Annotated in this window: 19 protein-coding genes and 1 pseudogene; 8 read left to right on the top strand and 12 right to left on the bottom strand. The window is 54.1% G+C overall.

The window, feature by feature from the left end:
- Nucleotides 1-17 precede the first annotated feature (17 nt).
- The 3 genes from IBT54_RS17240 (at nt 18) to IBT54_RS17250 (ending at nt 3,166) form a co-directional block, all read left to right on the top strand.
- The gene (locus IBT54_RS17240) at nt 18-965 is read left to right on the top strand and encodes a sulfonate ABC transporter substrate-binding protein (protein ID WP_033785269.1); all 948 of its coding nucleotides are present in this window, start codon (nt 18-20) and stop codon (nt 963-965) included.
- Between the two features lie 359 nt (nt 966-1,324).
- Nucleotides 1,325-2,458 (top strand): glutathione-independent formaldehyde dehydrogenase, encoded by a 1,134-nt coding sequence (locus tag IBT54_RS17245; RefSeq protein ID WP_013356554.1) that lies wholly within the window; start codon nt 1,325-1,327, stop codon nt 2,456-2,458.
- Nucleotides 2,459-2,851: 393 nt separating this feature from the next.
- The gene (locus tag IBT54_RS17250) at nt 2,852-3,166 is read left to right on the top strand and encodes a hypothetical protein (protein ID WP_041456351.1); all 315 of its coding nucleotides are present in this window, start codon (nt 2,852-2,854) and stop codon (nt 3,164-3,166) included.
- Here IBT54_RS17250 and IBT54_RS17255 read toward each other — a convergent pair.
- Nucleotides 3,163-3,981 carry a DUF4225 domain-containing protein gene (locus IBT54_RS17255; protein ID WP_201252556.1) on the bottom strand — a complete coding sequence of 273 codons (819 nt, stop codon included), beginning with the start codon at nt 3,979-3,981 and terminating at the stop codon, nt 3,163-3,165. The genes IBT54_RS17250 and IBT54_RS17255 overlap by 4 nt on opposite strands.
- Nucleotides 3,982-4,327: 346 nt before the next feature.
- Between IBT54_RS17255 and IBT54_RS17260 the strand changes: the two genes are divergently transcribed.
- Entirely contained in the window at nt 4,328-5,023 is a 696-nt protein-coding gene (locus IBT54_RS17260; protein ID WP_201252545.1) for a haloacid dehalogenase type II, read from the top strand.
- A gap of 37 nt (nt 5,024-5,060) precedes the next feature.
- Here IBT54_RS17260 and IBT54_RS17265 read toward each other — a convergent pair whose 3' ends face one another.
- From IBT54_RS17265 to arnB, 8 genes are all read right to left on the bottom strand, one after another.
- Nucleotides 5,061-6,590, bottom strand: coding sequence for a Fic family protein (locus IBT54_RS17265; RefSeq protein ID WP_201252546.1), 1,530 nt, complete (start codon nt 6,588-6,590; stop codon nt 5,061-5,063).
- Between the two features lie 146 nt (nt 6,591-6,736).
- The gene (gene arnF, locus IBT54_RS17270) at nt 6,737-7,102 is read right to left on the bottom strand and encodes a 4-amino-4-deoxy-L-arabinose-phosphoundecaprenol flippase subunit ArnF (RefSeq protein WP_201252547.1); all 366 of its coding nucleotides are present in this window, start codon (nt 7,100-7,102) and stop codon (nt 6,737-6,739) included.
- Nucleotides 7,099-7,419 (bottom strand): 4-amino-4-deoxy-L-arabinose-phosphoundecaprenol flippase subunit ArnE, encoded by a 321-nt coding sequence (gene arnE / locus IBT54_RS17275; protein WP_201252548.1) that lies wholly within the window; start codon nt 7,417-7,419, stop codon nt 7,099-7,101. The genes arnF and arnE overlap by 4 nt, the downstream gene beginning before the upstream one ends.
- Nucleotides 7,419-9,086, bottom strand: coding sequence for a lipid IV(A) 4-amino-4-deoxy-L-arabinosyltransferase (gene arnT, locus IBT54_RS17280; RefSeq protein ID WP_201252549.1), 1,668 nt, complete (start codon nt 9,084-9,086; stop codon nt 7,419-7,421). The genes arnE and arnT overlap by 1 nt, the downstream gene beginning before the upstream one ends.
- A complete protein-coding gene (arnD, locus tag IBT54_RS17285) occupies nt 9,086-9,988 on the bottom strand; it encodes a 4-deoxy-4-formamido-L-arabinose-phosphoundecaprenol deformylase (protein WP_201252550.1) in 903 nt (300 codons plus the stop codon). The genes arnT and arnD overlap by 1 nt, the downstream gene beginning before the upstream one ends.
- Nucleotides 9,988-11,967, bottom strand: coding sequence for a bifunctional UDP-4-amino-4-deoxy-L-arabinose formyltransferase/UDP-glucuronic acid oxidase ArnA (gene arnA / locus IBT54_RS17290; RefSeq protein WP_201252551.1), 1,980 nt, complete (start codon nt 11,965-11,967; stop codon nt 9,988-9,990). Before arnA ends, arnD begins: the two co-directional genes overlap by 1 nt.
- A complete protein-coding gene (gene arnC, locus IBT54_RS17295) occupies nt 11,964-12,947 on the bottom strand; it encodes an undecaprenyl-phosphate 4-deoxy-4-formamido-L-arabinose transferase (RefSeq protein ID WP_201252552.1) in 984 nt (327 codons plus the stop codon). Before arnC ends, arnA begins: the two co-directional genes overlap by 4 nt.
- Before the next feature lies 1 nt (nt 12,948).
- Complete coding sequence (gene arnB / locus IBT54_RS17300) at nt 12,949-14,085, bottom strand: UDP-4-amino-4-deoxy-L-arabinose aminotransferase (RefSeq protein WP_147789891.1); 1,137 nt, start codon at nt 14,083-14,085, stop codon at nt 12,949-12,951.
- A 695-nt stretch (nt 14,086-14,780) separates the two neighbouring features.
- Between arnB and IBT54_RS17305 the strand changes: the two genes are divergently transcribed.
- Nucleotides 14,781-15,359, top strand: coding sequence for a YceI family protein (locus tag IBT54_RS17305; RefSeq protein ID WP_033785259.1), 579 nt, complete (start codon nt 14,781-14,783; stop codon nt 15,357-15,359).
- A 44-nt stretch (nt 15,360-15,403) separates the two neighbouring features.
- Here IBT54_RS17305 and IBT54_RS25495 read toward each other — a convergent pair.
- Together IBT54_RS25495 and IBT54_RS17315 are read right to left on the bottom strand one after the other, a co-directional pair.
- Nucleotides 15,404-15,672 (bottom strand): annotated as a pseudogene (locus tag IBT54_RS25495) (hypothetical protein); the annotation flags it as partial.
- Nucleotides 15,673-15,783: 111 nt separating this feature from the next.
- A complete protein-coding gene (locus tag IBT54_RS17315; RefSeq protein WP_201252553.1) occupies nt 15,784-16,797 on the bottom strand; it encodes a Gfo/Idh/MocA family oxidoreductase in 1,014 nt (337 codons plus the stop codon).
- Between the two features lie 108 nt (nt 16,798-16,905).
- On the opposite strand from IBT54_RS17315, the gene IBT54_RS17320 reads away from it, so the two are divergent.
- From IBT54_RS17320 to IBT54_RS25385, 3 genes are all read left to right on the top strand, one after another.
- Nucleotides 16,906-17,916, top strand: a complete 1,011-nt coding sequence (locus tag IBT54_RS17320) for a LacI family DNA-binding transcriptional regulator (RefSeq protein ID WP_201252554.1) — start codon at nt 16,906-16,908, stop codon at nt 17,914-17,916.
- Nucleotides 17,917-18,545: 629 nt separating this feature from the next.
- Nucleotides 18,546-18,989 carry a PACE efflux transporter gene (locus tag IBT54_RS17325; protein WP_033785256.1) on the top strand — a complete coding sequence of 148 codons (444 nt, stop codon included), beginning with the start codon at nt 18,546-18,548 and terminating at the stop codon, nt 18,987-18,989.
- 235 nt (nt 18,990-19,224) lie between these two features.
- Complete coding sequence (locus IBT54_RS25385) at nt 19,225-19,428, top strand: Hha/YmoA family nucleoid-associated regulatory protein (RefSeq protein ID WP_033785255.1); 204 nt, start codon at nt 19,225-19,227, stop codon at nt 19,426-19,428.
- 188 nt (nt 19,429-19,616) lie between these two features.
- Here IBT54_RS25385 and IBT54_RS17335 read toward each other — a convergent pair.
- On the bottom strand, nt 19,617-20,862 hold a 1,246-nt coding region (locus IBT54_RS17335; protein WP_201252555.1), incomplete at its 5' end, for an autotransporter outer membrane beta-barrel domain-containing protein.

Here is a 20,862-nt window from a genome sequence, read left to right on the forward strand (position 1 = left end):
AGACTCAGGAACGAGAGATGAAAAAAGTTTTACTCAGCGCTTTGATTATTGCCGCCCAGGCGGGTTTCGCGTTCAGCACTCAGGCAGCAGAGAAACCCGAGACAGTGAACATCGGTTTTCAGAAAGCCAATATCTTTGCGCTGCTGAAGTATCGCGGCACACTGGATCAGGAATTTAAAAAGCAGGGTATTGCGGTCCACTGGATTGAGTTCCCGGCCGGACCGCAGATGCTGGAAGGCTTAAACATCGGCAGTATCGATCTGGCCGCTACCGGCGACGCGCCACCGACATTTGCCCAGGCCGCACAGGCCGATCTGGTTTATCTGGGACACTCGCCAGCTAACCCAAAAACCGAAGCGATTGTGGTGCCCGCTGACTCCCCGATCAAAAGCGTGGCGGATCTCAAAGGCAAACGTGTGGCGCTGAACAAAGGCTCTGACGTTAACTATCTGCTGGTCACCGCGCTGGAGCAGGCAGGGCTGACCTATAAAGACATTACGCCGGTCTATCTGCCCCCTGCTGATGCGCGCGCCGCTTTCCAGCGCGGCGCGGTGGATGCCTGGGTCATCTGGGATCCCTACTACGCTGAAGTGGAAACTAATGCCCACGCGCGGCTGATTAAAAATGCTGAAGGGCTGGTGCCACACTACACCTTCTATCTTGCCAGTCGTAAGTTCGCGGAGCGCTATCCACACATCGCTTCTGAGGTGGTGGATGAGCTGGGTTCACTGAGTCAGTGGGCTAATCAAAATCAGGAAGAAGCCGCAAAAATCATGTCCACCTCAACCGGCCTGCCGCAGCCGATCTGGCAGCGCGCGCTGGCAAGGATGCCGTTTGGCGCGGAGCGGATGACGCCAGAAGTCTTCACCCAGCAGCAGGCGCTGGCAGATACCTTTACCCGGATTGGTCTGTTGCCGGTGAAAGTTGATATCCGCAGCGCGACATGGTCGCAGGATAAGAAGTAGGCAAACATCAGGCGGATGTTTATCAGGATAAATGCCGCCTGACATCTGATGATAATCAGGCCCGGTAAATAGCAACAGGCGGCCTCGCTAATCCTGTTCCAGCATTAGCCCGGAACTTTACAGCAGGATGAGGATAAGCAGAACGGCAGAGAGAGATGAACGTTTTTTTAGCGAAGCGGTTTTACATTTCAGAGAGTTACATGATATTTCTTTTGACAGGCTGCGCCATAAGCTGTTCTACACTTACACTTTCAGTCACGCCGTTTGACTGAAAAAGCAGCATCACGAAGAAGGTGGTGACGGCAATGCATCACGCAGTCGCCACCCTCAAAACTGATCATGCCTGTGAGGTAAACACTATGAAAGCAGTTGTCTATAACGGACCTTTTGACGTTTCAGTCAAAGATGTCCCGGATCCGAAAATCGTTCGTCCCACCGATGTGATTGTCCGTATTACCACCACCAATATCTGCGGTTCTGACTTACATATGTACGAAGGGCGAACCAGCTTTGAGCAGGGTCGCATCTTCGGCCATGAGAATCTGGGCCAGGTTGTTGAAATTGGTAGCGGTGTAGATCGGATTAAAGTCGGTGATTATGTCTGCCTGCCCTTTAATGTCGGCTGCGGCTTCTGTGAAAACTGCGAGAAGGGGTTAACCGGTTACTGTCTTACGGCAAATCCGGGTACGGCCGGTGCCGCCTATGGCTTTGCGGAGATGGGCGAATGGGAGGGTGGACAGGCGGAGTTACTTCGTGTTCCTTTTGCTGACTTTAACTGCCTGGTACTGCCGCCGGATGCGGCAGAAAAGGAGGAAGACTACGTTATGCTGTCCGACATCTTCCCCACCGGCTGGCATGCCACTGAGCTGGCAGGCTTGCGCCCTGGCGAGAGTGTTGCCATTTACGGCGCAGGCCCGGTCGGCTTAATGGCTGCGCACTCGGCCATGATTAAAGGCGCATCACAGGTCTTTGTGGTCGATACCCATCCGGACAGACTGGCGTTAGCCGAACAGCTTGGCGCTGTGGCGATTAATGGCGTGGGCGATGAGGCGGTCAATAAAATCCTCGAACTCACCGATGGTCGCGGCACGGATTGCGGTTGCGAATGCGTGGGTTATCAGTGCTGCAATAAACATGGACACGAAGATAACTCCGCCACGCTGAACAGCCTTGTTGCATCAACTAAAGCCACGGGCGGTATTGGTACGGTAGGCGTTTTTGTTCCTCAGGATCCGGGCGGGGCAACCGAACTGGCTAAAGAGGGCAAAGTGCCGTTCGATTTTGGTACGTTCTGGTTTAAAGGTCAGTCAATGAAGACCGGCCAGTGTAACGTGAAAGCCTACAACCGCCAGCTCGCAAGGCTTATCCATCAGGGCAGAGCTAATCCGGCGCAGATCATTTCGCATCGTCTTGCACTGGCAGACGCTCCCGAAGGCTATAAGCATTTTGACGACCGGGATAATGGCTGGACAAAGGTTATCCTGAAACCCTGAGTCGTGAGGCATTGCGTATAAGCCACATTCAGGCGGAGGTGAGAGTGAGAACTAATGCTGCCTGTCTGTGGTTTGGTGCGTTATATCGTATGACAAGACCCTGGCTAAGCTACCGGGTGTCGAGCAAGTCATACCCAGCAGCTTTTTCTTAACTGAATTGGCGCTTTCCATTCCGGATAAACCGGCTTCTGTCAGTACGCCATGACTGGTTAACAGGTCTTATTACTCCAGCAACATCCCGGTCTTAATGGCGGTTTTCGCGGAGACGATGACGCTTTCCCATCGGGAATTCTGTCTGCCGGGTGTTGTGGGGTAAACTGACGGGGGTCGATAACTAGACCGCTTTCTGCTATATCTGTTGTGTTTCCAGGAGCATTTTAAGGACGAAAGGCAATGAGAGTAAGTGAAGAAGCCCTGCTGCGCTCGGGCTTCAGCCCCGCAGACCTACGAAAAGTTAATAATAACCTTGCCAGCTATGGCGGCACCCTGGGAGATGCCATTCAGGATCTGTCCAGACGCTTCAGAATAGCGCTGACCGTGGTGCTGTGCTGTCTCGCTGTATTTATTTTTCTACTATTTGTTGGCTCCAGCGAAACGGTTTTTTCCGGGGGGATTGCGCTTCTCTGCGGTTGTGCGGTTGCCATTTTTGTTCAACCGCCAGTGTTGTCTTATAAGTCCTGGCGGTACCAGAGAGCAAACAGAGATTAACGGCTACGTTGGTCGGTCGTGAGAAGGTCAAAAATCACTTTCGCTTTGACGCCATAATCCACGATTTTCATCGTTAATTTTGGTCTGCTCATGGTGTCAACTTTCCGGTAGTAGTCACGGGGAAGCCACCGGAACAGACGCCACGCGCCGGGTTTTCTTGCCAGACCAAAAACACTGTAAACGCTGGCGCTCAGTGTTGCCGCATTGTAGAACGCCAGTCCTGTGTTCGGGCTGAATCCCATGAACTGCGCAGCTTCCATTGCCCCGTCTGCAAAAATTCCTTCAGAGTGTGACTCTGTGCCGTAACGGAGATGACTGACTTCCTTCGATATGCCATTTACGCCGTCAATGAACAGTGTGGCACCGGCCAGCATACCGATGGGAGTCATGGAAGAGATCATGATCATCCCGCCGAACATGGCAACCCCGGACAAAACGATATGTACGGCAGAGATGACATACCCTACAATTTTGTTATTTTCTCGGATAAAATCCACTTTAGCGATGAGCTTTGCGGTCTGCATCCGTAGCAAGCGATCCTGCTCACGAAGGTTCTCAGTCTCTTCCCGAAGTTTTTTTATACAAGCTATACAGTCTTCATCGGTCCTGGCCTGACGTGCTGCGGCAAATTGTTTCTCTACAACGTCCCTGATTTCCTGAACGAACTGAAGTCGGGTGAGGCTGTCGCGCAGATGAAAGCCTGAAATCACGTTAGCGGCTTCTATCAGCTTTCTCGCTTCCATATTGACCATCGTTTCGGCCCATGCCCGGTTACGGCCACCTGAACGCATCATTGAAAGTAACGCAGCATCCATTTTTACTCTCCCTGTTGATTTTACCGTTCCAGAGGTAATAAACCATTCTCTTCGTGTGTAAACCATACACCAGGGAGGGAAGGAGCAGACGTTATAATGGGATATATCCAGATGCTGTTTAGCTGAGAATTGAGAAAAATAGTCCACCTTTGATGTATCTAATTGATATTTAACATAATTAGTATTGTGCGCCATACCTCCAGGCTTAAGTTATATCTGGTTTTGCCAATCTACCTTCAACCTATCGCTGCCCCCAAATCTTGAGTAAACCTCCTCAGTGTCCTACCTTCAGACAGCGTCTGACAAAGCCTCACAATCACACCCAATACATCAGCCGGAGGCCCCCATGACCCGCATTCATAACCCCGAACCCTGTAGCGGCACCCTGTTTTTCGATGTCAATGAAACCCTTCTGGACACCACCGAACTCAATCAGGTTGTTGCTCAGCGCCTCGGCAACCGGCCGGAGCGCGCCGAGGCCTGGTTTACCTCGCTGTTGCATCATTCACTGGTCGAGTCAGTTACCGGCAGCTGGCACAGCTTTGGTGATATTGCCGAAGCGGTACTGAAAATGACCGCTGCGCGTTACGGCGTCACTCTGCCAGCTGACGCGACGCCGCTGGCTGACATTATTGCCGCCATGCCCGCCCATCCGGACGTTGCCGCAGGACTGGCTGCCCTGAAGCAGCAGGGATTTACGCTGGTTGCGCTGACCAACTCCTCTGCCGCGCTGGCAGAAAAACAGCTCAGTTCAGCCGGGCTGGCACCGCTGTTCACCCGCATCCTTAGCGTGGAACAGGTGCAGGTCTATAAGCCCGATCTCAGAGTCTATCAGTGGGCAATGAAAGAGATGGGCAAGCCCGCCTCAGAGTGCATGATGGTGGCCGCGCATGGCTGGGATGTTGGCGGAGCAAAACAGGCAGGCATGAAAACTGCCTTTGTCAGCCGTCAGGGACAGCTACCTTATCCGCTGGCACCTGCACCTGATTTGATCGTCAGTGATATCCAGGCGCTGGCCGCACAGCTTAAGCCGCTCGGCTGAGCATAGTGCGCAGTGATTGCCGGTGAAACCCAGGCATTCAGTCTGTCTGAGTTTCAAACGCCGATCTGACCGCTTCCACGATACGCCCGGACAGCGTCGCATCGTCCAGCAACGGGAACGTTTTTTTAAGCTTGCCGGAAATCTGCCAGCCATTTTCCTTCAGCGAACGAATAATGCGACTCGCGTCCTGATCGGGCATTTCAATGACTTCCTTCAGGCGCTGCTGTGCACGCTGAAATATCACCAGTACGCGCGCTTCATCAGCCATCTCTTTTCGGACGGTGTGCTCTATAACTTTGCAGGTATAGAGCACATGCTCGGTTAAGTCGGGATAGCGCCAGGCGAAACGGGCATCCTCATAGTCGCTGAAACTGAAGTTGCTCAGCGTGCCATCTTCATAGGTTTTCAGTTCGCCAAACCGATAGCAGCCTGCATAGCGCCGCATCAGCCGTTTCGAGAACACATCCAGCGTGCGGTCATAACCAACCCGAAAATCCATCGAACTGGTAATGGTGGCTGAGACCGGCAGGATGACGCCATCCGGTATCGCCCCGTCACGAATCAGCGTGTCATTGATTAAAAATCGATGGATGCGGCCATTGCCATCACGCATCGGGTGGATATAGACGAAGCCAAACGCAATAACCGCGGCACGGGCCAGTGGCGCGGCACCCTGTGTCGCCAGGTCAAAGGCTTTGAGGCCCTGCATGAAGCGGGGAACATCATCATAGTGTGGCGCAATATAGTGGACGATATCTTCACGCATTGTCGACTGCCCAACAAACACGGGTGAGCGGCGCAGGCCCAGTCCCAGTGCGTCCTGGCCAAGAATACCCTGCTGTATGGTATGCAGGCTGCTATCACTGAGCGGATCGTCAAGCTGTCCGCAATACTGCGCAATCACGTGAGCAAAACGCTGAATGCGGTCGCCCTGATCCGACTCTTTCTCAATCAGAAAACTGGCGCGCGACTCTTTAAATGTCAGCCAGCTGGCAGTGCGCATCAGAATGTCTGCACCAAAGGCGTTATCCAGATCGTTTAAGGCATCATGGAGATCGAACGTAAGCGCCTGCTCAACGGCCGCGGTTCTGCGCACCAGAGGGCAGAAATCCACCGATCCCGGCAGGTTATCATTGATGCGCCAGCGTCTGACGCGCTTTACTGTTGTTCGGGTCAGACAGGCTTTGGATGAAATGGCCTCAATATAGCCTCCATTGGTGACATCCGGTACCTGCAGCGTGTTGCCGGTCAGCCATTCATAGAAAAAGCCAGCCCGCCGCGCATACTGTCCGAACGGCTCCTGACGGCACCACGCCTCCAGAGGTTCCGGGCCGACAGCGGTAAACAGGCGGGCAAAAAACTCCAGGTGAATCTCTTCGTATTTGAGACCAAAGGCAAAGTGACCGGCAAAATCATCTTCCGGCTGATAGCCAGGGGGATAATGATTTTCCACCTGCCCCTGACTCTCATGATGAGAGCGTACCGTTCCGATAGCTGACTTAACGCGTAATGGCTGCGCCAGTCTGATAGCATAACGTTCGCGCAGTGCGCTGAAGCCGACCAGCATAGTGAATCCTTTATCCGTTGCCCGAAAACAATAATAAAAAGGATATTTAACACTAAAACGCTAATATAGCTATCGTGACAGCATTAATTTCTATCCGAAAAGGGTAATAAACAGGACTTATGATGCGGAAACGCTAACAATGTTGTTTAGGGCTTAACTACGATGCACAGCAGCCCGATAACAATAATCGCCACGCCCGCCAGGCTATGCCAGCTGAACGCCTCATGAAATACCGGCACGCAGACCGCCACCAGCCAGACCAGCACGTAACTCAGGCTGAGCAACGGATAGACCCGATTCAGCGGAAAATAGTGCAGCGCCCGTATCCAGCAAAGCATCGAGACACCATACGCGCCCAGCCCGGCCACCAACAGCAAGGCAGGGAGTATCGCAACTGCAGGCAGCGACATGATGCTGCTGGCATCGGGCAGCCGCGGCATCGCCCAGCGCATCATCAGCTGTGACGCTGAAACCAGCAGCACGCTGCATGCGACCCATCCATACCCTTTCATAGCTGACTCGCCATCAACGCCACACCCGTCACCACCAGCAGCGTGCCGGCAATCTGGCGCAGCGTTAACCGCTCATGCCAGAGGATGCGGCCGGCCAGCGCAACGAAAATGAAGTTCAGGCTCAGCATGGGATAGGCCTGACTGACGGGTACCCGCTGCAGTACCAGCAGCCAGAGGAGCATCGCAACGCCTAACAGCAGCACGCTCACCCCAATCCAGCTCAGGCGAATCCGGCGCGATGCCGCATGAGTCGCCTGTTTCTGGCAAAGCTGCGCACTGCAGCTGAGCAGACTCACCAGCACAATCAGCAGCAGCATCACTTCATCTGACCGTAGTAGAGGCAGACCAGCCTGCCCTGACGATAGACCGCATCAGGCACCGGCACATCCTCTCCGATATCGCTGTGAACCGAGTCGACCAGCAACAGCAGCGACACGCTTCCCGTGCGGCGATGATCGGCAAGCCAGCCGCCGAAGTCGGCCTGAGAGACAAAACGGGACTGCGCATCGGGGTAGCTCAGCCCATATTCCAGCTCGCCTTTGGTGTCGTAGAAGCCAATATCGCTGCGCTGCAGATGCCAGGCGACGGCAGAAGCCACGCCGGGATTGTCCGCCAGGATAAAGCGACTGGAGGCCAGACGCGCGCTGATCGTGGCAACAAAGTGCTGCGGCTGTTTAGCGTCGCGGATTTTGTCCGGGATAGCAGCGCCAATAAGCAGTGCGACGCCCAGCGGGCAAAGCGCGGCCGCCAGCCAGCGGCGCTGTGAAGATCGGCTGCTGTATGCGCCCACCAGCCCCCAGATGAGAAACGCCAGTGCCCCCAGCGCCAGTTTCAGCATCTCGTGTGTGGCGAACAGCGGATGATGCGTCACGCTCCAGGGCGCCAGCACCAGCAGCACCGTTGCCAGGGTGAGAATGCCGAAAATCAGGTTAAGCCAGCCATTAACGGTTAATGCGCGCCCGGCCCGCTGCGCGGCGTTCAGCCCATAATGCGCCATCAGCAGCGACAGCGGCACAAAACAGGGCAAGATATAAGTCGGCAGCTTGCCCTTTGCCAGGCTGAAAAACAGCAGCGGCATAACCGTCCAGCTCAGCAGATAAAGCGCGCCCGGATGCTGCTGACGCTCGCGCCAGCCGGTCATTAACGCGCCCGGTAACAGCGCCAGCCACGGCAGTGTGCCCAGCAGCAGAACCGGCAGGTAATACCAGAAAGGCGCCTTGTGCTGTGCATTCTCTTCAGCAAAGCGCTGGATATGCTCAACCCAGAAGAAGTAGTGCCAGAAATCGGGAGCCTGATGATAGATCGCCAGCGCCCAGGGCACGCTGATCGCTGCGGCTGAAAGTACCGCCAGCGGCCCGAAGCAGAGCAGCTCCGGAAGTCTCTTGCGCCAGATCGCCCACGGCAGAATCGCCAGCACCGGAACCGCCAGTGCCAGAAAGCCTTTGGTCATAAATCCCATGCCGCAGGCGAGACCCAGCAGCAGATAACCGCCCACACGGCCAGTTCGTCCGGTAGCCTCTGTTGCCAGCCAGAAGCTGCACATCGCCGCCGCCAGCCAGAGCATCAGCATAGGATCGAGCACCGCATAGGTACCCACGCCATAGACCAGCAGCGAACTGAGGAAAATCAGGGTGCCGACCGCGGCGGTGCGCGCCGAACCAAACAGCCGGCGGCCAAGCCAGAAGATCAGCGCAGCGGTGATCGCCGTGGAGAATATCGAACCCGCCCGCACGCCAAAATTGTTGTGGCCAAACAGCCACTGACCCAGCGAGTTAATCCAGTAACCCGCAATTGGTTTTTCAAAATAGCGCAGGCCAAAGAAGTGCGGTGTGATCCAGTTACCGGTCGCCAGCATCTCCCGGCTGATCTCCGCATAGCGGGTCTCATCCGGTTGCCAGAGATCGCGGAACACTGGTGGAATAAGGTAATAGAGAATAAAGAAGCTGAAAAAAAGCACCCACATCGTGTTGTTACGTATCCGCACTAGTTCGCCTCTTCAGTCAGTTGCTGGCAACCCAGCCACCCTTCCCGTCCGGGGATTTCGCCTCTGACGACCCTGCCCACCGGTAGCGTACTGAGATCGTCGGGCAACAGCTCGCCTAATGGACAGAACTGGATGCCGTTACGTTCTGCAGCATCCAGCAGCCGGTCAAAGTCCGGGTAGCCGATGATCCCCTCGACTTCGGCATGTATGGTGTAAACCGCGCCCTCATCAGACGCGAGCATCTTCGCCAGAATGTAGTCGTTATACCCTTCTGCGCTGACCTCGCGGCCAACCACTTCATCCCATGTGGGCAGCGTTACCGGGATCTGCACCGTGCCGATCTGCCCATCTGGCAGCAGGGGCCGGAACGGGCCGCTGCCGCGACAGTCGCTGTTGTAGTGAAAGCCGAAGTCCTGCTTGGCGGCGATCACCCGGCCATCGGCGCGCCAGCCTGCAACGGCCGAGCAGCTGACAGGGTGACCGAGGATTTCACTCAGCGTTTCGGTGCCACGGGCTATCTGCTCAACCAGCTTATCCTGCGGCCAGACGCCTGCCCAGGTTTGCCAGGCAAAGTGGTCCCAGGCGTGCAGACCAACTTCATGCTGACGTGTGGCGCCCTGCATGATTTGCCGCAGGCCGCGTCCCATCAGCTTTCCCGGCCAGGCCGTGCCGGCGAGCAGAATGTCCCAGCCATAGAGCGATGCGGCGCGTGAGCGCAGCATCTTCATGAGAAATGCCGGTTTCACCAGCCGCCAGAGATGGCGGCCCATGTTGTCCGGTCCCACGCTGAAGAAAAAGCTGCCCCGCACCGCATGACGCCGAAACAGCTCAAGCAGCGCCGGCACCCCCTGCTTCGTGCCGCGCCAGGTATCTACGTCAATCCGCAGACCGATCTTCTTCATCACTTATCAGCCTGTTGCTCGACGGTGCGCAGGAAGAAGTCGAGCGTGTTGTCGATAGTGACATCCATCGTGACGGTCGGCGTCCAGCCCAGCAAACGACGCGCATTGCGGATAGCGGGTTTGCGGTGCTCCACATCCTGATAGCCTTTTCCATAGTAGCTGCTGCTCTCCACTTCCCGGAAACCGGCAAACGGCGGAAACTGGCTGCGCAGCGGATGGCGTTCGAAGCTTTCCAGCAGCTGCTCGGCCAGCTCTTTGATACTGGCTTCGTTGTCCGGGTTACCGATATTGATGATCTGACCATCACAATTCTGCTGCTTGTTTTCGATGATGCGGAACAGCGCTTCCACGCCATCCTGAATATCGGTAAAGCAGCGCTTCTGTTTGCCGCCGTCGATCAGCTTAATCGGCGAACCTTCTACCAGGTTAAGGATCAGCTGAGTGATCGCACGGGAGCTGCCGATGCGTGCCGCATTGAGGTTATCCAGACGCGGTCCCATCCAGTTGAAAGGACGGAACAGGGTAAAACGCAGCCCCTCTTTTTCGCCATATGCCCAGATCACGCGGTCCAGCAGCTGTTTCGATACGGAGTAGATCCAGCGCTGTTTGTTGATCGGCCCGACCACCAGATTAGAGGTATCCTCATCGAAGCTGGCATCGGTACACATGCCGTAGACCTCAGAGGTAGACGGGAAAATGATGCGCTTCTGATACTTCACGCAGTCGCGAATGATTTTCAGGTTCTCTTCGAAATCGAGTTCAAACACGCGCAGTGGGTTGCGGGTGTACTCAATCGGCGTCGCAATCGCCACCAGCGGCAGAATGACGTCACATTTTTTGATGTGATACTCAATCCATTCAGAGTGGATCGCGATATCCCCTTCGACAAAATGGAAGCGCGGATGCTCCAGGAAGCGGCTGATAGCGTCTGAACTGATATCCAGGCCGTAGACTTCGAAATGTTCATCCTGTAGCAACCGCTCGGTGAGATGGTTACCGATAAAGCCGTTAACACCCAGGATCAGCACGCGGGTACGGCGCTGCAGCACCGACTGCGGCTTTGAATAGAGCAATGCGCCAGGCACCATGCCCAGGCTCTGCGCCAGCTGACTGCCGTTCATGTAAACGCCATGCTCAGACTGTCCGGTCTGGATTTCCAGTGCGCCTTCGCCGCAGGCGATCAGGAACGGCTGTTTAGAGATGACCGTACCCGATTTCGCCTGCTGCTGCTGCGGATGAACCCGGCTCTTCCAGACGATAAATTTAACCGAACCGGCAAAGGCGAATGCGCCAGGCCAGGGATCGGTGACCGCTCTGACCAGATTGTGAATCGTCGCAGCAGGCTGATTCCAGTCAATGCGGCCATCTTCGGCCGTGCGACCGCCCACGCGGGTTGCCTGGCTCTCATCCTGTGGCCACTCACTGACCTCACCCTGACGCAGGCGAGGCAATACGTCGCTCAGCAACTGCTCTGCGGCCTGGGTCAGCTTGCGATGCAGCGTCAGCGCATTGTCCTGATCGTCAATGGCCACTTTCTGCTGCGCCAGAATATTACCGGCATCAGCGCGCTTCACCATGCGATGCAGCGTGACGCCGGTTTCTCGCTCGCCATTGACCAGCGCCCAGTTCAGCGGTGCCCGGCCGCGGTATTTAGGCAGCAGGGAGCCATGCAGGTTAAAGGCCCCCTTCTGAGCGCATTGCAGGATCTCATCGCTCAGCAGATGGCGATAGTAGAAGGAGAAGATCATTTCTGGTGCCATGGTACGGATGCGGTCAAGCCAGATCGGATGATTCGCCTCGTCCGGTGCATAAACCGGAATACCGTGCTCTGCCGCCAGGCGGGCTACCGAGCCGAAAAAGTTATTTTCGGTCGCCACGTCGTTGTGCGTGAAAATGGCGGTGATCTCATAGCCTGCATTCAGCAGGGCATTGATGCCGACACAGCCCATGTCGTGATAGGCGAAAACAACGGTCTTCATGATTGAGTATCCTGTACTGAAGGCTCTTCAGGAGCCTGAACAATGCGTTGAACGAAATAGCGCGGACGCGCGCGAACGTCGTTATAAATGCGCCCGATGTACTCCCCGAGCAGTCCCATACCTACAAACTGGGCGCCGATAAACATGAACAGCACGGCGAACAACACGAAGACGCCGTCACCCGCCCAGGCCGCACCAAAAAAGAGTCGCAATACGATTAGCACCAGTGAGAAAGCAAAGCCGGAGAGCGCAATCAGGCTGCCGACCACGCTAAGCAGTCGCAGTGGCGTAGTGGTCAGGCAGGTCACCAGGTCGTACATCAGGTTGATCAGGCGCATAAAGCTGTATTTCGAATCGCCAAAAGCGCGTTCGGCGTGGATCACCGGCAGCTCGATGGTGTGACGGGCAAAGGTATTGGCCAGAATCGGAATAAAGGTGCTGCGTTCGTGGCAGTTGAGCATCGCCTCGACGATGTGGCGGCGGTAGGCGCGCAGCATGCAGCCATAATCCCCCATTGCTTTGCCGGTGACCCGCTGAATCAGGTGGTTGAGCGTGCGCGAAGCCTTGCGACGGAACCAGGTGTCCTGGCGCTGCTGCCGGACAGTGCCCACCACGTCATACCCCTGACGCGCAGCCTCGACCAGCCGCGGGATCTCTTCCGGCGGGTTCTGCAGATCGGCATCAAGGGTAATAATCAGATCGCCACGGACCTGGCTGAACCCGGCCATGATGGCAGAGTGCTGACCGTAGTTGCGGTTGAGCAGCACGCCGGTTATCCGGCTGCCGGGAACGGTGGCGGCCTGTTCAATCAGTTCGGCAGAGCGGTCACCGCTGCCGTCATCCACCAGCAGAATTTCATATTCAAGGTTGATGGCGTCGCAGGCGGCGCTGGTGCGCTGCAGCAGCTCCGGCAAACTCTCCTGCTCGTTATAGACAGGGATCACCACGGACAGCATATTGATCGGTTTGATATCGCGCATCTCAGGCTCCGGCAATGTCATGTAAAGCCTGAATCACGCGTTCAACATCCTGATCCGTCATGGATGGAAACAGCGGAATTGAACACATCTGCTGGCTGTTACGGTCACTGGCGGGCAGACGCAGATCGGGATAGCGCTCGCGGTAATATTTGTGGGTATGCGCTGCACGGAAATGCAGGCCGCTGCCGATGTCCCGCGTCTTCAGCGCCTGCATAAACGCATCACGAGAGAGGCCGCAGCGTTGTTCATCAATGCGGATAATAAACAGGTGCCAGGCATGCTGATGCGGCCACTCTGGCCGTGAAAGTGGTGTAAAGGGCAGCGAGCGCAGCGCCTCAAGATAGCGTTCGGCAATCTCACGGCGGCGGGCAATAAAGCCCGGCAGTTTCTGTAACTGCACCAGCGCAATGGCTGCGCTGATATCGGGCAGATTGTATTTGAAGCCCGGCATCATCACTTCCGCCTGCGGCAGACGCCCCTGGGTCTGACGATCAAATGCATCCACAGCAAGGCCATGAAACTTCAGGCTGCGGATACGATCGGCGAGAGCGGCGTCATCGGTCACGACCAGGCCGCCTTCCGCGCAGGTGATGTTTTTGATGGCGTGAAACGAGAAGATTGCCGTGCCGCGATGCCCGACCGGCCTGTCGTGATAAGTCGTGCCCACCGCGTGAGCCGCATCTTCAATAATGGCAATGCCATGCTGCTCAGCCAGCTGATAGATCGGTGCGATATCGGCGGGCGCACCGGCGTAATGCACCGGAATAATGGCGCGGGTGCGTGGCGTAATGGCCTGAGCTATCCGTTCCGGCGTCACCATCAGGTTGTCCGGATCCACATCAATCATGACGGGCGTGGCACCCAGCAGCGTAATCAGGTTCAGGGTTGAAACCCAGGTCATGGATGGCGTAATCACCTCATCGCCAGGCCCGATCCCCATCGCCATCAGCGTGACATGCATCCCGGCAGTAGCCGAGCTCACTGCAATGGCATGCTGGTTGCCGGTCAGCTGAACAAAGGCCTGCTCCAGTTCGGCGCATTTCGCCCCGGTTGTTATCCATCCGGAGTCGAATACCGCTTTAACAGCAGCCAGCTCCTCATCACCGAATGAAGGGCGGGAAAATGGCAAAAAATCCATGCTAAAACTCCTGCAAATCAAACCCATAAACTGTCGCGCGTTGTTAATCGGATACAACGCCGGAAAAGAACTGTAATAGCGATTTATCAATGTCTGGCAGGCAGATAAGTCATAACAGGTTTCCCGTTATGGAATTAAGGTTACCGGACTGCTAATACAAGCTAACGTATGAAAGTTAACTGAACATTAAATGAAAAGGTTTAATTACAATAAAATCAACAGGGATTCAGTTAATGGATTCCTGAAAAGTTCATTATTATTTCAATAATATTTCCCCGGCACTCAACTCTTTTTGATTTATTGATATTTTGTTTATAAAACAGCAGGCCCGGCCTGTTGTCAGCTCAGATATAGCTCGCCTGACATCAATTCCCGCGCAGAATAAAAACGTAAGCCACTGATTAAAATAAGCTAATTTCAGATTGTGAATTGCCGAATCAATGTCGTCACATACTTCCAGTCAGGATTTCAGTAAAATGACAGATTAATAAAGTCGCCTTAATGTATTCTTAATATTTCCCGTTGTTAATGTTCCGCTACCCGGAGTAATCATTACATTTTGGTGAATCTGAGGTGACAGTCAGTTAATATCTTTCAGATTATCTGTGTCTCTGTGGTAAAAGCAGTGCGAATAAAAGCGAATAAGATCGCGGTTTCAGGCATTAACGTTTGGTCTTTCTGAAAGAGAAAAAGTGATGATACGTGCCGCCTGTTTATGCACTCTGTTTGCCCTGATCAGCCCGGTGCTCTGTGCCGCGCCGGTAACCTATGCCATTACCCCCGATAAAACGTCGATTGGCCTTTCGTGGCGTGCTTTTGGACATGACTTTTCGCAGGCCAGACTGCAGGGCGTGACCGGCATGGTTACGCTTAATCCTGATGAAGATCGTGACGATCGTATTGAAGTGAATATTCCGGTGGGAACGCTGGTCGCCTCGAACAGCCTGTTAACCTGGCAACTGAAAAGTGATCTGTTTTTTGATGCAGAGCGCTACCCGCAGATTCATTTCGTCAGCAGTCGCGTGGCTGCGCTGGGTGACGGTAATTACCGGATTTTTGGCACGCTGACGGTTAAAGCTGTCAGCCGGCCGGTGGTGATGCTGGCCTCGCTGGACAGCGGGAAGACGCTCGTTCCTGCCTCTCGCTTGCTGGCACTGCATGCTTCCACCGCCATCTCTCGCTCCGCCTTCGGTATGGATCGGCTGGTCGGGGTAGTTGACGATCGGGTAAATATTGCGCTTAAGATTGCAGCGCAGGTCAGAGAGCCGCGCTGATTGCCACCGCTGCGCATGCCGCAGGATAAGGTAAGCGCTGCCTGTCATGTTTCAGCGGTTGACGCCAGTTGCGCTGAGAGGTTGCGGCCAATCAGTGCGTATTGATAACCGTCGCGCGTCCACCAGGCCAGCTGCATGCCGTGACGCTGTTGGCGAGCAATCGGGTTCGTGTCTTCGTGTCGTGCGATGCGGGCGAGATACAAAGCGCCATCGGGCCATAATCCGCGTGCAACCAGGCGATCTGCGCAATTGACGTCCGTTCGTAGCGCAGGATATGCACCATTTTCAGTTCAGCACCCGCTATGCGCAGTTGATGAAACCTGCCAGAGACACTCCGCCAGCGCGGCGCTATACGGTAAACAGCTCAGCACCGGTTTCTATTCAATAAAAATAAACTTATTTTTTGTCCGCCTGCCATGCCGAATCAGATCAGCACGTTTTCCACCTGACAGAAACGCCTTTCCGTCAGGGACATCACCGCGGCTTCCGCAATCGCCTGTGCCCTGAGGCCATCCTCCAGACCAGGCAGATCCCCAACCTGCTCCCCGTTCAGCGTTCGGATAAATGCATCCAGATGAGCATAATAGGTTGGCTGCACCCGGCTGAACCAGTCTGGCAGCAGCCCAGGCTGCTGAATCTGCGCGCCCTGATAACAGCTGACTCCGCGCTGCGGCTGGGAGGCCGATTCCAGCATGCCGTTTGCCCCCATCACACTGATGCGTTCGTCATAGCCATAGCCGGTGCGGCGGGCATTATCGAGCTGTGCCAGCGCCCCGCTCTGCAGCCGCAACAGCAGCGTGCTGGTGTCCACGTCGGCGAATTCGCCGATCAAAGGTAGTGCCAGCGAGGCCCCCATCGCCGCCACTTCCGTTACCTCTTCTTCTGTCAGCCAGCGCAGCAGGTCAAAAAAGTGGATAGCCTGATCGCGCATCTGACCGCCGGACGCCTGAAGATAGGCCAGCGGCGGCATGGACGAAGAACGGCAGACCATCTGAATCAGTTCTGCCGGACCAATCCGCCCCTGACGGAGTTGCTGCTTTAGCTGCTGATGGCTGACATCAAAACGGCGATTAAACCCCACCGTGACCGGCACGTTGTAAGGGAGGACGTTAGCCACGGCCTTACGGGCACGCTCAAGAGAGAGATCGACCGGCTTTTCACAGTAGATTGCTTTACCGGCGCGGGCAGCGGCTTCAAGCAAATCCGCATGGGTTGGCGTCGCGCTGGCGATAAGCACCATGTCAATTTGCGGATCCTTTATCGCTTCAGTCACGGACGCGACCCGGGCATCATAGCGGGTCGCAAAGTCGGCAGCGCGCGACGGTTCCGCATCCGCCACCCACACCAGCTCTACTCCGGGATGGGCCTGAAGATTCGCGGCATGAACTTCACCAATAAAGCCACACCCCAGTAGGGCAACACGTTGCTTTTTATTCATTTATTTGAACTCCATCATAGTCCGGCAGAAAGCTGCACCGGCAGCATAACGCGGCGTTTTACACTTACGGCATGATGTTTTGAGGTGTTTACCTCAGAGGAGAGCGGCATGTCGCTGAAAGAGGTCGCCCGACGGGCAGGTGTGGGACTGGCAACCGTGGATCGGGTGCTTAATGAACGTGGCGGCGTCGCGCCGGAGACGGTTCACAGAGTACTGCAGGCAGCACGGGAAATAGGTCTGAAGCGTATCCTGCCTGAAGAGCATCGTCATCCGTGGCAGATAGAACTGCTGCTGAGCAGCAACGATTCGTTTTTCTTTAAGCAACTGGCGCAGGATTTTACAGAGGTCGCCTCGCATCTGGGCTATCGCCGGTTAACGCTGCATCGCACCTTTGTTCCGGAAGCACAGCCCGGGCGACTGGCCAGGCTTATCAAACAGGGAGCAGAGACACGGGATGGACTGATCGTTTTTGGACATGAGCATCCGGCGATTTATGAGGCGCTGGAACATTGCCAGGTGCGTGGTGTACCTGTGATCTCGCTGGTCACCGATTTGCCTGGTGCTGCCCGGCTCTGTCATGTCGGGATCAACCAGCTGCAGGCAGGACGCACCGCCGCTCAGCTTATGGGTAAAATGCTGCATCAGCCCGGTGAGGTATTGATGGTCAGTGGTCACAGGGATTACAGCGCGCATCGTCAGCGCATTGAAGGATTTTGCACGCTGATGACTGAACGCTATCCCCATCTTCGTCTGCGTGAAGTTCTGGCCGCTCAGGAAAATCGCGAAATAATCAGTAAGTTGCTGGAGAAACAGCTGGTTCGGAGCGGAAATCTGTTGGGAATTTACAACACCGGGCTGGGGAATACCGAAATCGGACAGGCGCTGGCACGGCATCGCCAGCTGAATCAGTGCGTCTGGGTCACCCATGAACTTTACGCCACGACACGCACGCTGATGGCGCATCAGAGCGTTGCGCTGACGCTGGATCAGAATACCCGGCAGCATGCTCAGTTGGCGGTACAGCTGATGCTGAATTATCTGGAGCAGAAAGTGAAACCCGATGAGTATGCCAGTGGAAAAGTAGACTTCGTGATTTATACAGCCGAGAACGCGTTATGAAGCGAACCAACACCTCATACTCTCCACCGGGGGCCGCATTTTCGTTATAGATGCCAGCCGTTGAATCTGTTTAGGCTATTGATAATGGCAAAGCGGACAAACCACTTTTAACCTCATGCAGCCTCACTTTTACTCTGCACTTCTGTATTGCAATCGCCTCAGAACGTCAAAAAACGCCGACATACAGTTTTTAAAACTGCCCACTCCCTAAATATTAAAATATAAATCTATATACACTCAATTTGTTATTTTAATATTCCACTCCATCTCTGAGTTGTTATCATCGCCTCGAATCCGACAGACCATCACCGCATGCAGTGAAAAACTTTCCAGATTAACCATTCTGGACCCGGGTCGTTGAACAGAAAGAGTAATTCAGGAGCTGGTATGCTAAGGGGCATCACTGATAAAGCACGTTTTGTATAAGGTTTGATAAATATCAAGCCTGCCTGGATTTTTATTGGTAGTTTCCCGTTACGCTTTCACTTTATGACAGTGCGATGCTAAATTCTCATCGGTTTGAGGCAGGGAAACGTCCAGCGCTTTGAATATAAGCGGACTGAGCAGTAGGTTATCCTGAATTTTATCTCCACCGGTAACGGTGCCTGGCGGATTAATGAGAGCGTGGTTTGGAACAGTGTTTATCTCCGGTGCGCACCACCACAGAAAGAGTGCTGCACGCCGTTATTTTCGAAGTCGTTGCTAATGTCCTGGTATTCATCATTCTGATTAATTTTGCCTCGGCAGCACCTTCGCAGTCGGCACTGTTGACTATAGTTTCATCAACGCTGGCGATGGGATGGAACTATCTGTTCAACCTGATTTTTGACAGCGTTCAGCTGCAAACCGGATTTAAAAAAGACTGGCGAATAAGATGTCTCCATGCCGTTTTATTTGAGGCAGGTCTGTTATTCGTATTGATACCTTTTGCAGCATGGTGGCTGGATATTACGCTACTCGCAGCGCTGAAACTGGAATGTGGATTGGTGCTGTTTTTTTTGGTTTATGCTTATCTGTTTAATCTGATATGGGATTACGGTAGGGCTGCAGTAAAAATCATTAAAAAACAATAAATTATAAAATCAATAAGGTGAAGGCTGATTTTTTAACCTTCTGCTTAGCCAGGTCAGTGAAGCGTCAGAGGCGACACTGCGCATCTGAACTCATCCAGTGCGTAAGGACACACGTATATCAGTTGTCAGGTTCTTATTTATTTTCCTGGCAGCATCGATAGCACAGCGAGTCAGCTTAAATAAAGTTAAGACCGCGCATAAGCTCATTTTTACAGGTTAACTTCAGCAAAAAATTATGAACAAAATCTACTATCTGAATAAGTTAAGAAACTGCCCGTCAACCGATATCCTGGATATCGTGACAAGCTATATGCGGAAAAAACTTCCTTCTGACGATCTCTCTTCTTTTGAGGGCGCATACGATCATCGCAAAGCCGAACTAATAATGAATGAGACTTACAACGAAGTGCCTGCGGAAGTCTGGCGATTAGTTTGCTGACGCTGAAATAAGCAGAGAAAATTAACATTAATATATTATCCGCTGAAAAATTACTGCACTGCTGATTATCCTTTTTCGTCTTACAGGTACGTCCGCAGACTGATATTTTCCAGCAGGGATAATGTATCGATAAGTCAGAGCATCACCCCTTCATGCAGTGATGCTCTGATATTATTCAGACACGGATATCAGAAGTGATATGACAGGCCGATCATACCACTGTAATCCGTTTTAAATTCACCACCCAAACTGCTCTCTACTTTCGCATTTAGTGAAAGGCCAGGCGCGACAATACCTTCCAGCCCTACACTGCCACGATAACGGTTATCTGACCAGGCGCTGTATTGCCGGTTTGACTGACGATCGGAAAGTGTGGTTGTGGAGCCATTATTACCAGGTGAATACTGATAGGCCAGACTGGCATTGACGTTAATATTCGGCATTAATGCGCCCAGACCGCGTTTCTGCACCATGAACCCGCTGCTGGTGAAGTAAGGTGTGGATGAACTTAACGAAACTGACGCATCTTCCCCTTTCAGGGTATAGCCGGACATGACACCAGCGGTCACACCAACAAACGGTGAGATAAACAGAGTATCGTTAGCCAGCGCAAACTCATAGCCAGTGCGCAGGCTGCCTGCCAGCATATGGCTGTCCTTTTTCATGCCATTAATATTTAAAGCAGGATCCAGCGTTATCTCCTGATTCAGATACATATAACGACTGGCCGCATCAAAGAACCATCCGGCATCAGCCTGCCAGGAATAAAATGCACCGACAGTAGCCAGTCGATGCTTTTCATGACCCTCCCCTTTTACCTCACCCTGCGTATAACTGGCGCTGATACCGGCTGTTTGCTTGTCGCTGCGGGTATCCCAGCCCACATTCAGTGTTTGCTGGTTGACGTCGAGTCCAAGAAAATGCCCTTTTTTCTGCTCTATTGTTGCCCATGATCCGCTGCTTTCTGGCGAGGCGCGCAGACTGTCAGTACGGTTATGCAACTGACTGACCGCTTCACTGAAAATGTACTGCCGCGAGGCGATTAAGGCACGCGTGCGCTGGATCAATGGCAGGTTGTCGTAAACAGAGAACCAGTCATCCGGATTGAACGCCGGCTTTTTGGCTTCCTCTTCTGCTTTCGCTGCTTCCTCTTTCGCTTTTTCTTCAGCTTCGGCTTTTGCCTCAGCCTCTGCTTTGGAATTAGCTTCTTCCTCTGCTTTCGCTTTCTCTACAGCAGCTTGCTCAGCAGTAGCATTATCCGCTGACGAAGCGTCTGTAGCAGGCGCTGGCTCTGGCGTTACTTCTGGCTCAGGGGTAACTTCCGGTGCTGGCGTCGGTTCCGGCTCAGGGGTAACATCTGGCGCTGGCGTCGGTTCCGGCTCAGGCGTGACTTCCGGTGCTGGCGTCGGTTCCGGCTCAGGCGTGACTTCCGGT

Source organism: Pantoea sp. S62, assembly GCF_016658625.1.
GTDB classification, from domain to species: Bacteria; Pseudomonadota; Gammaproteobacteria; order Enterobacterales; family Enterobacteriaceae; genus Pantoea; species Pantoea vagans.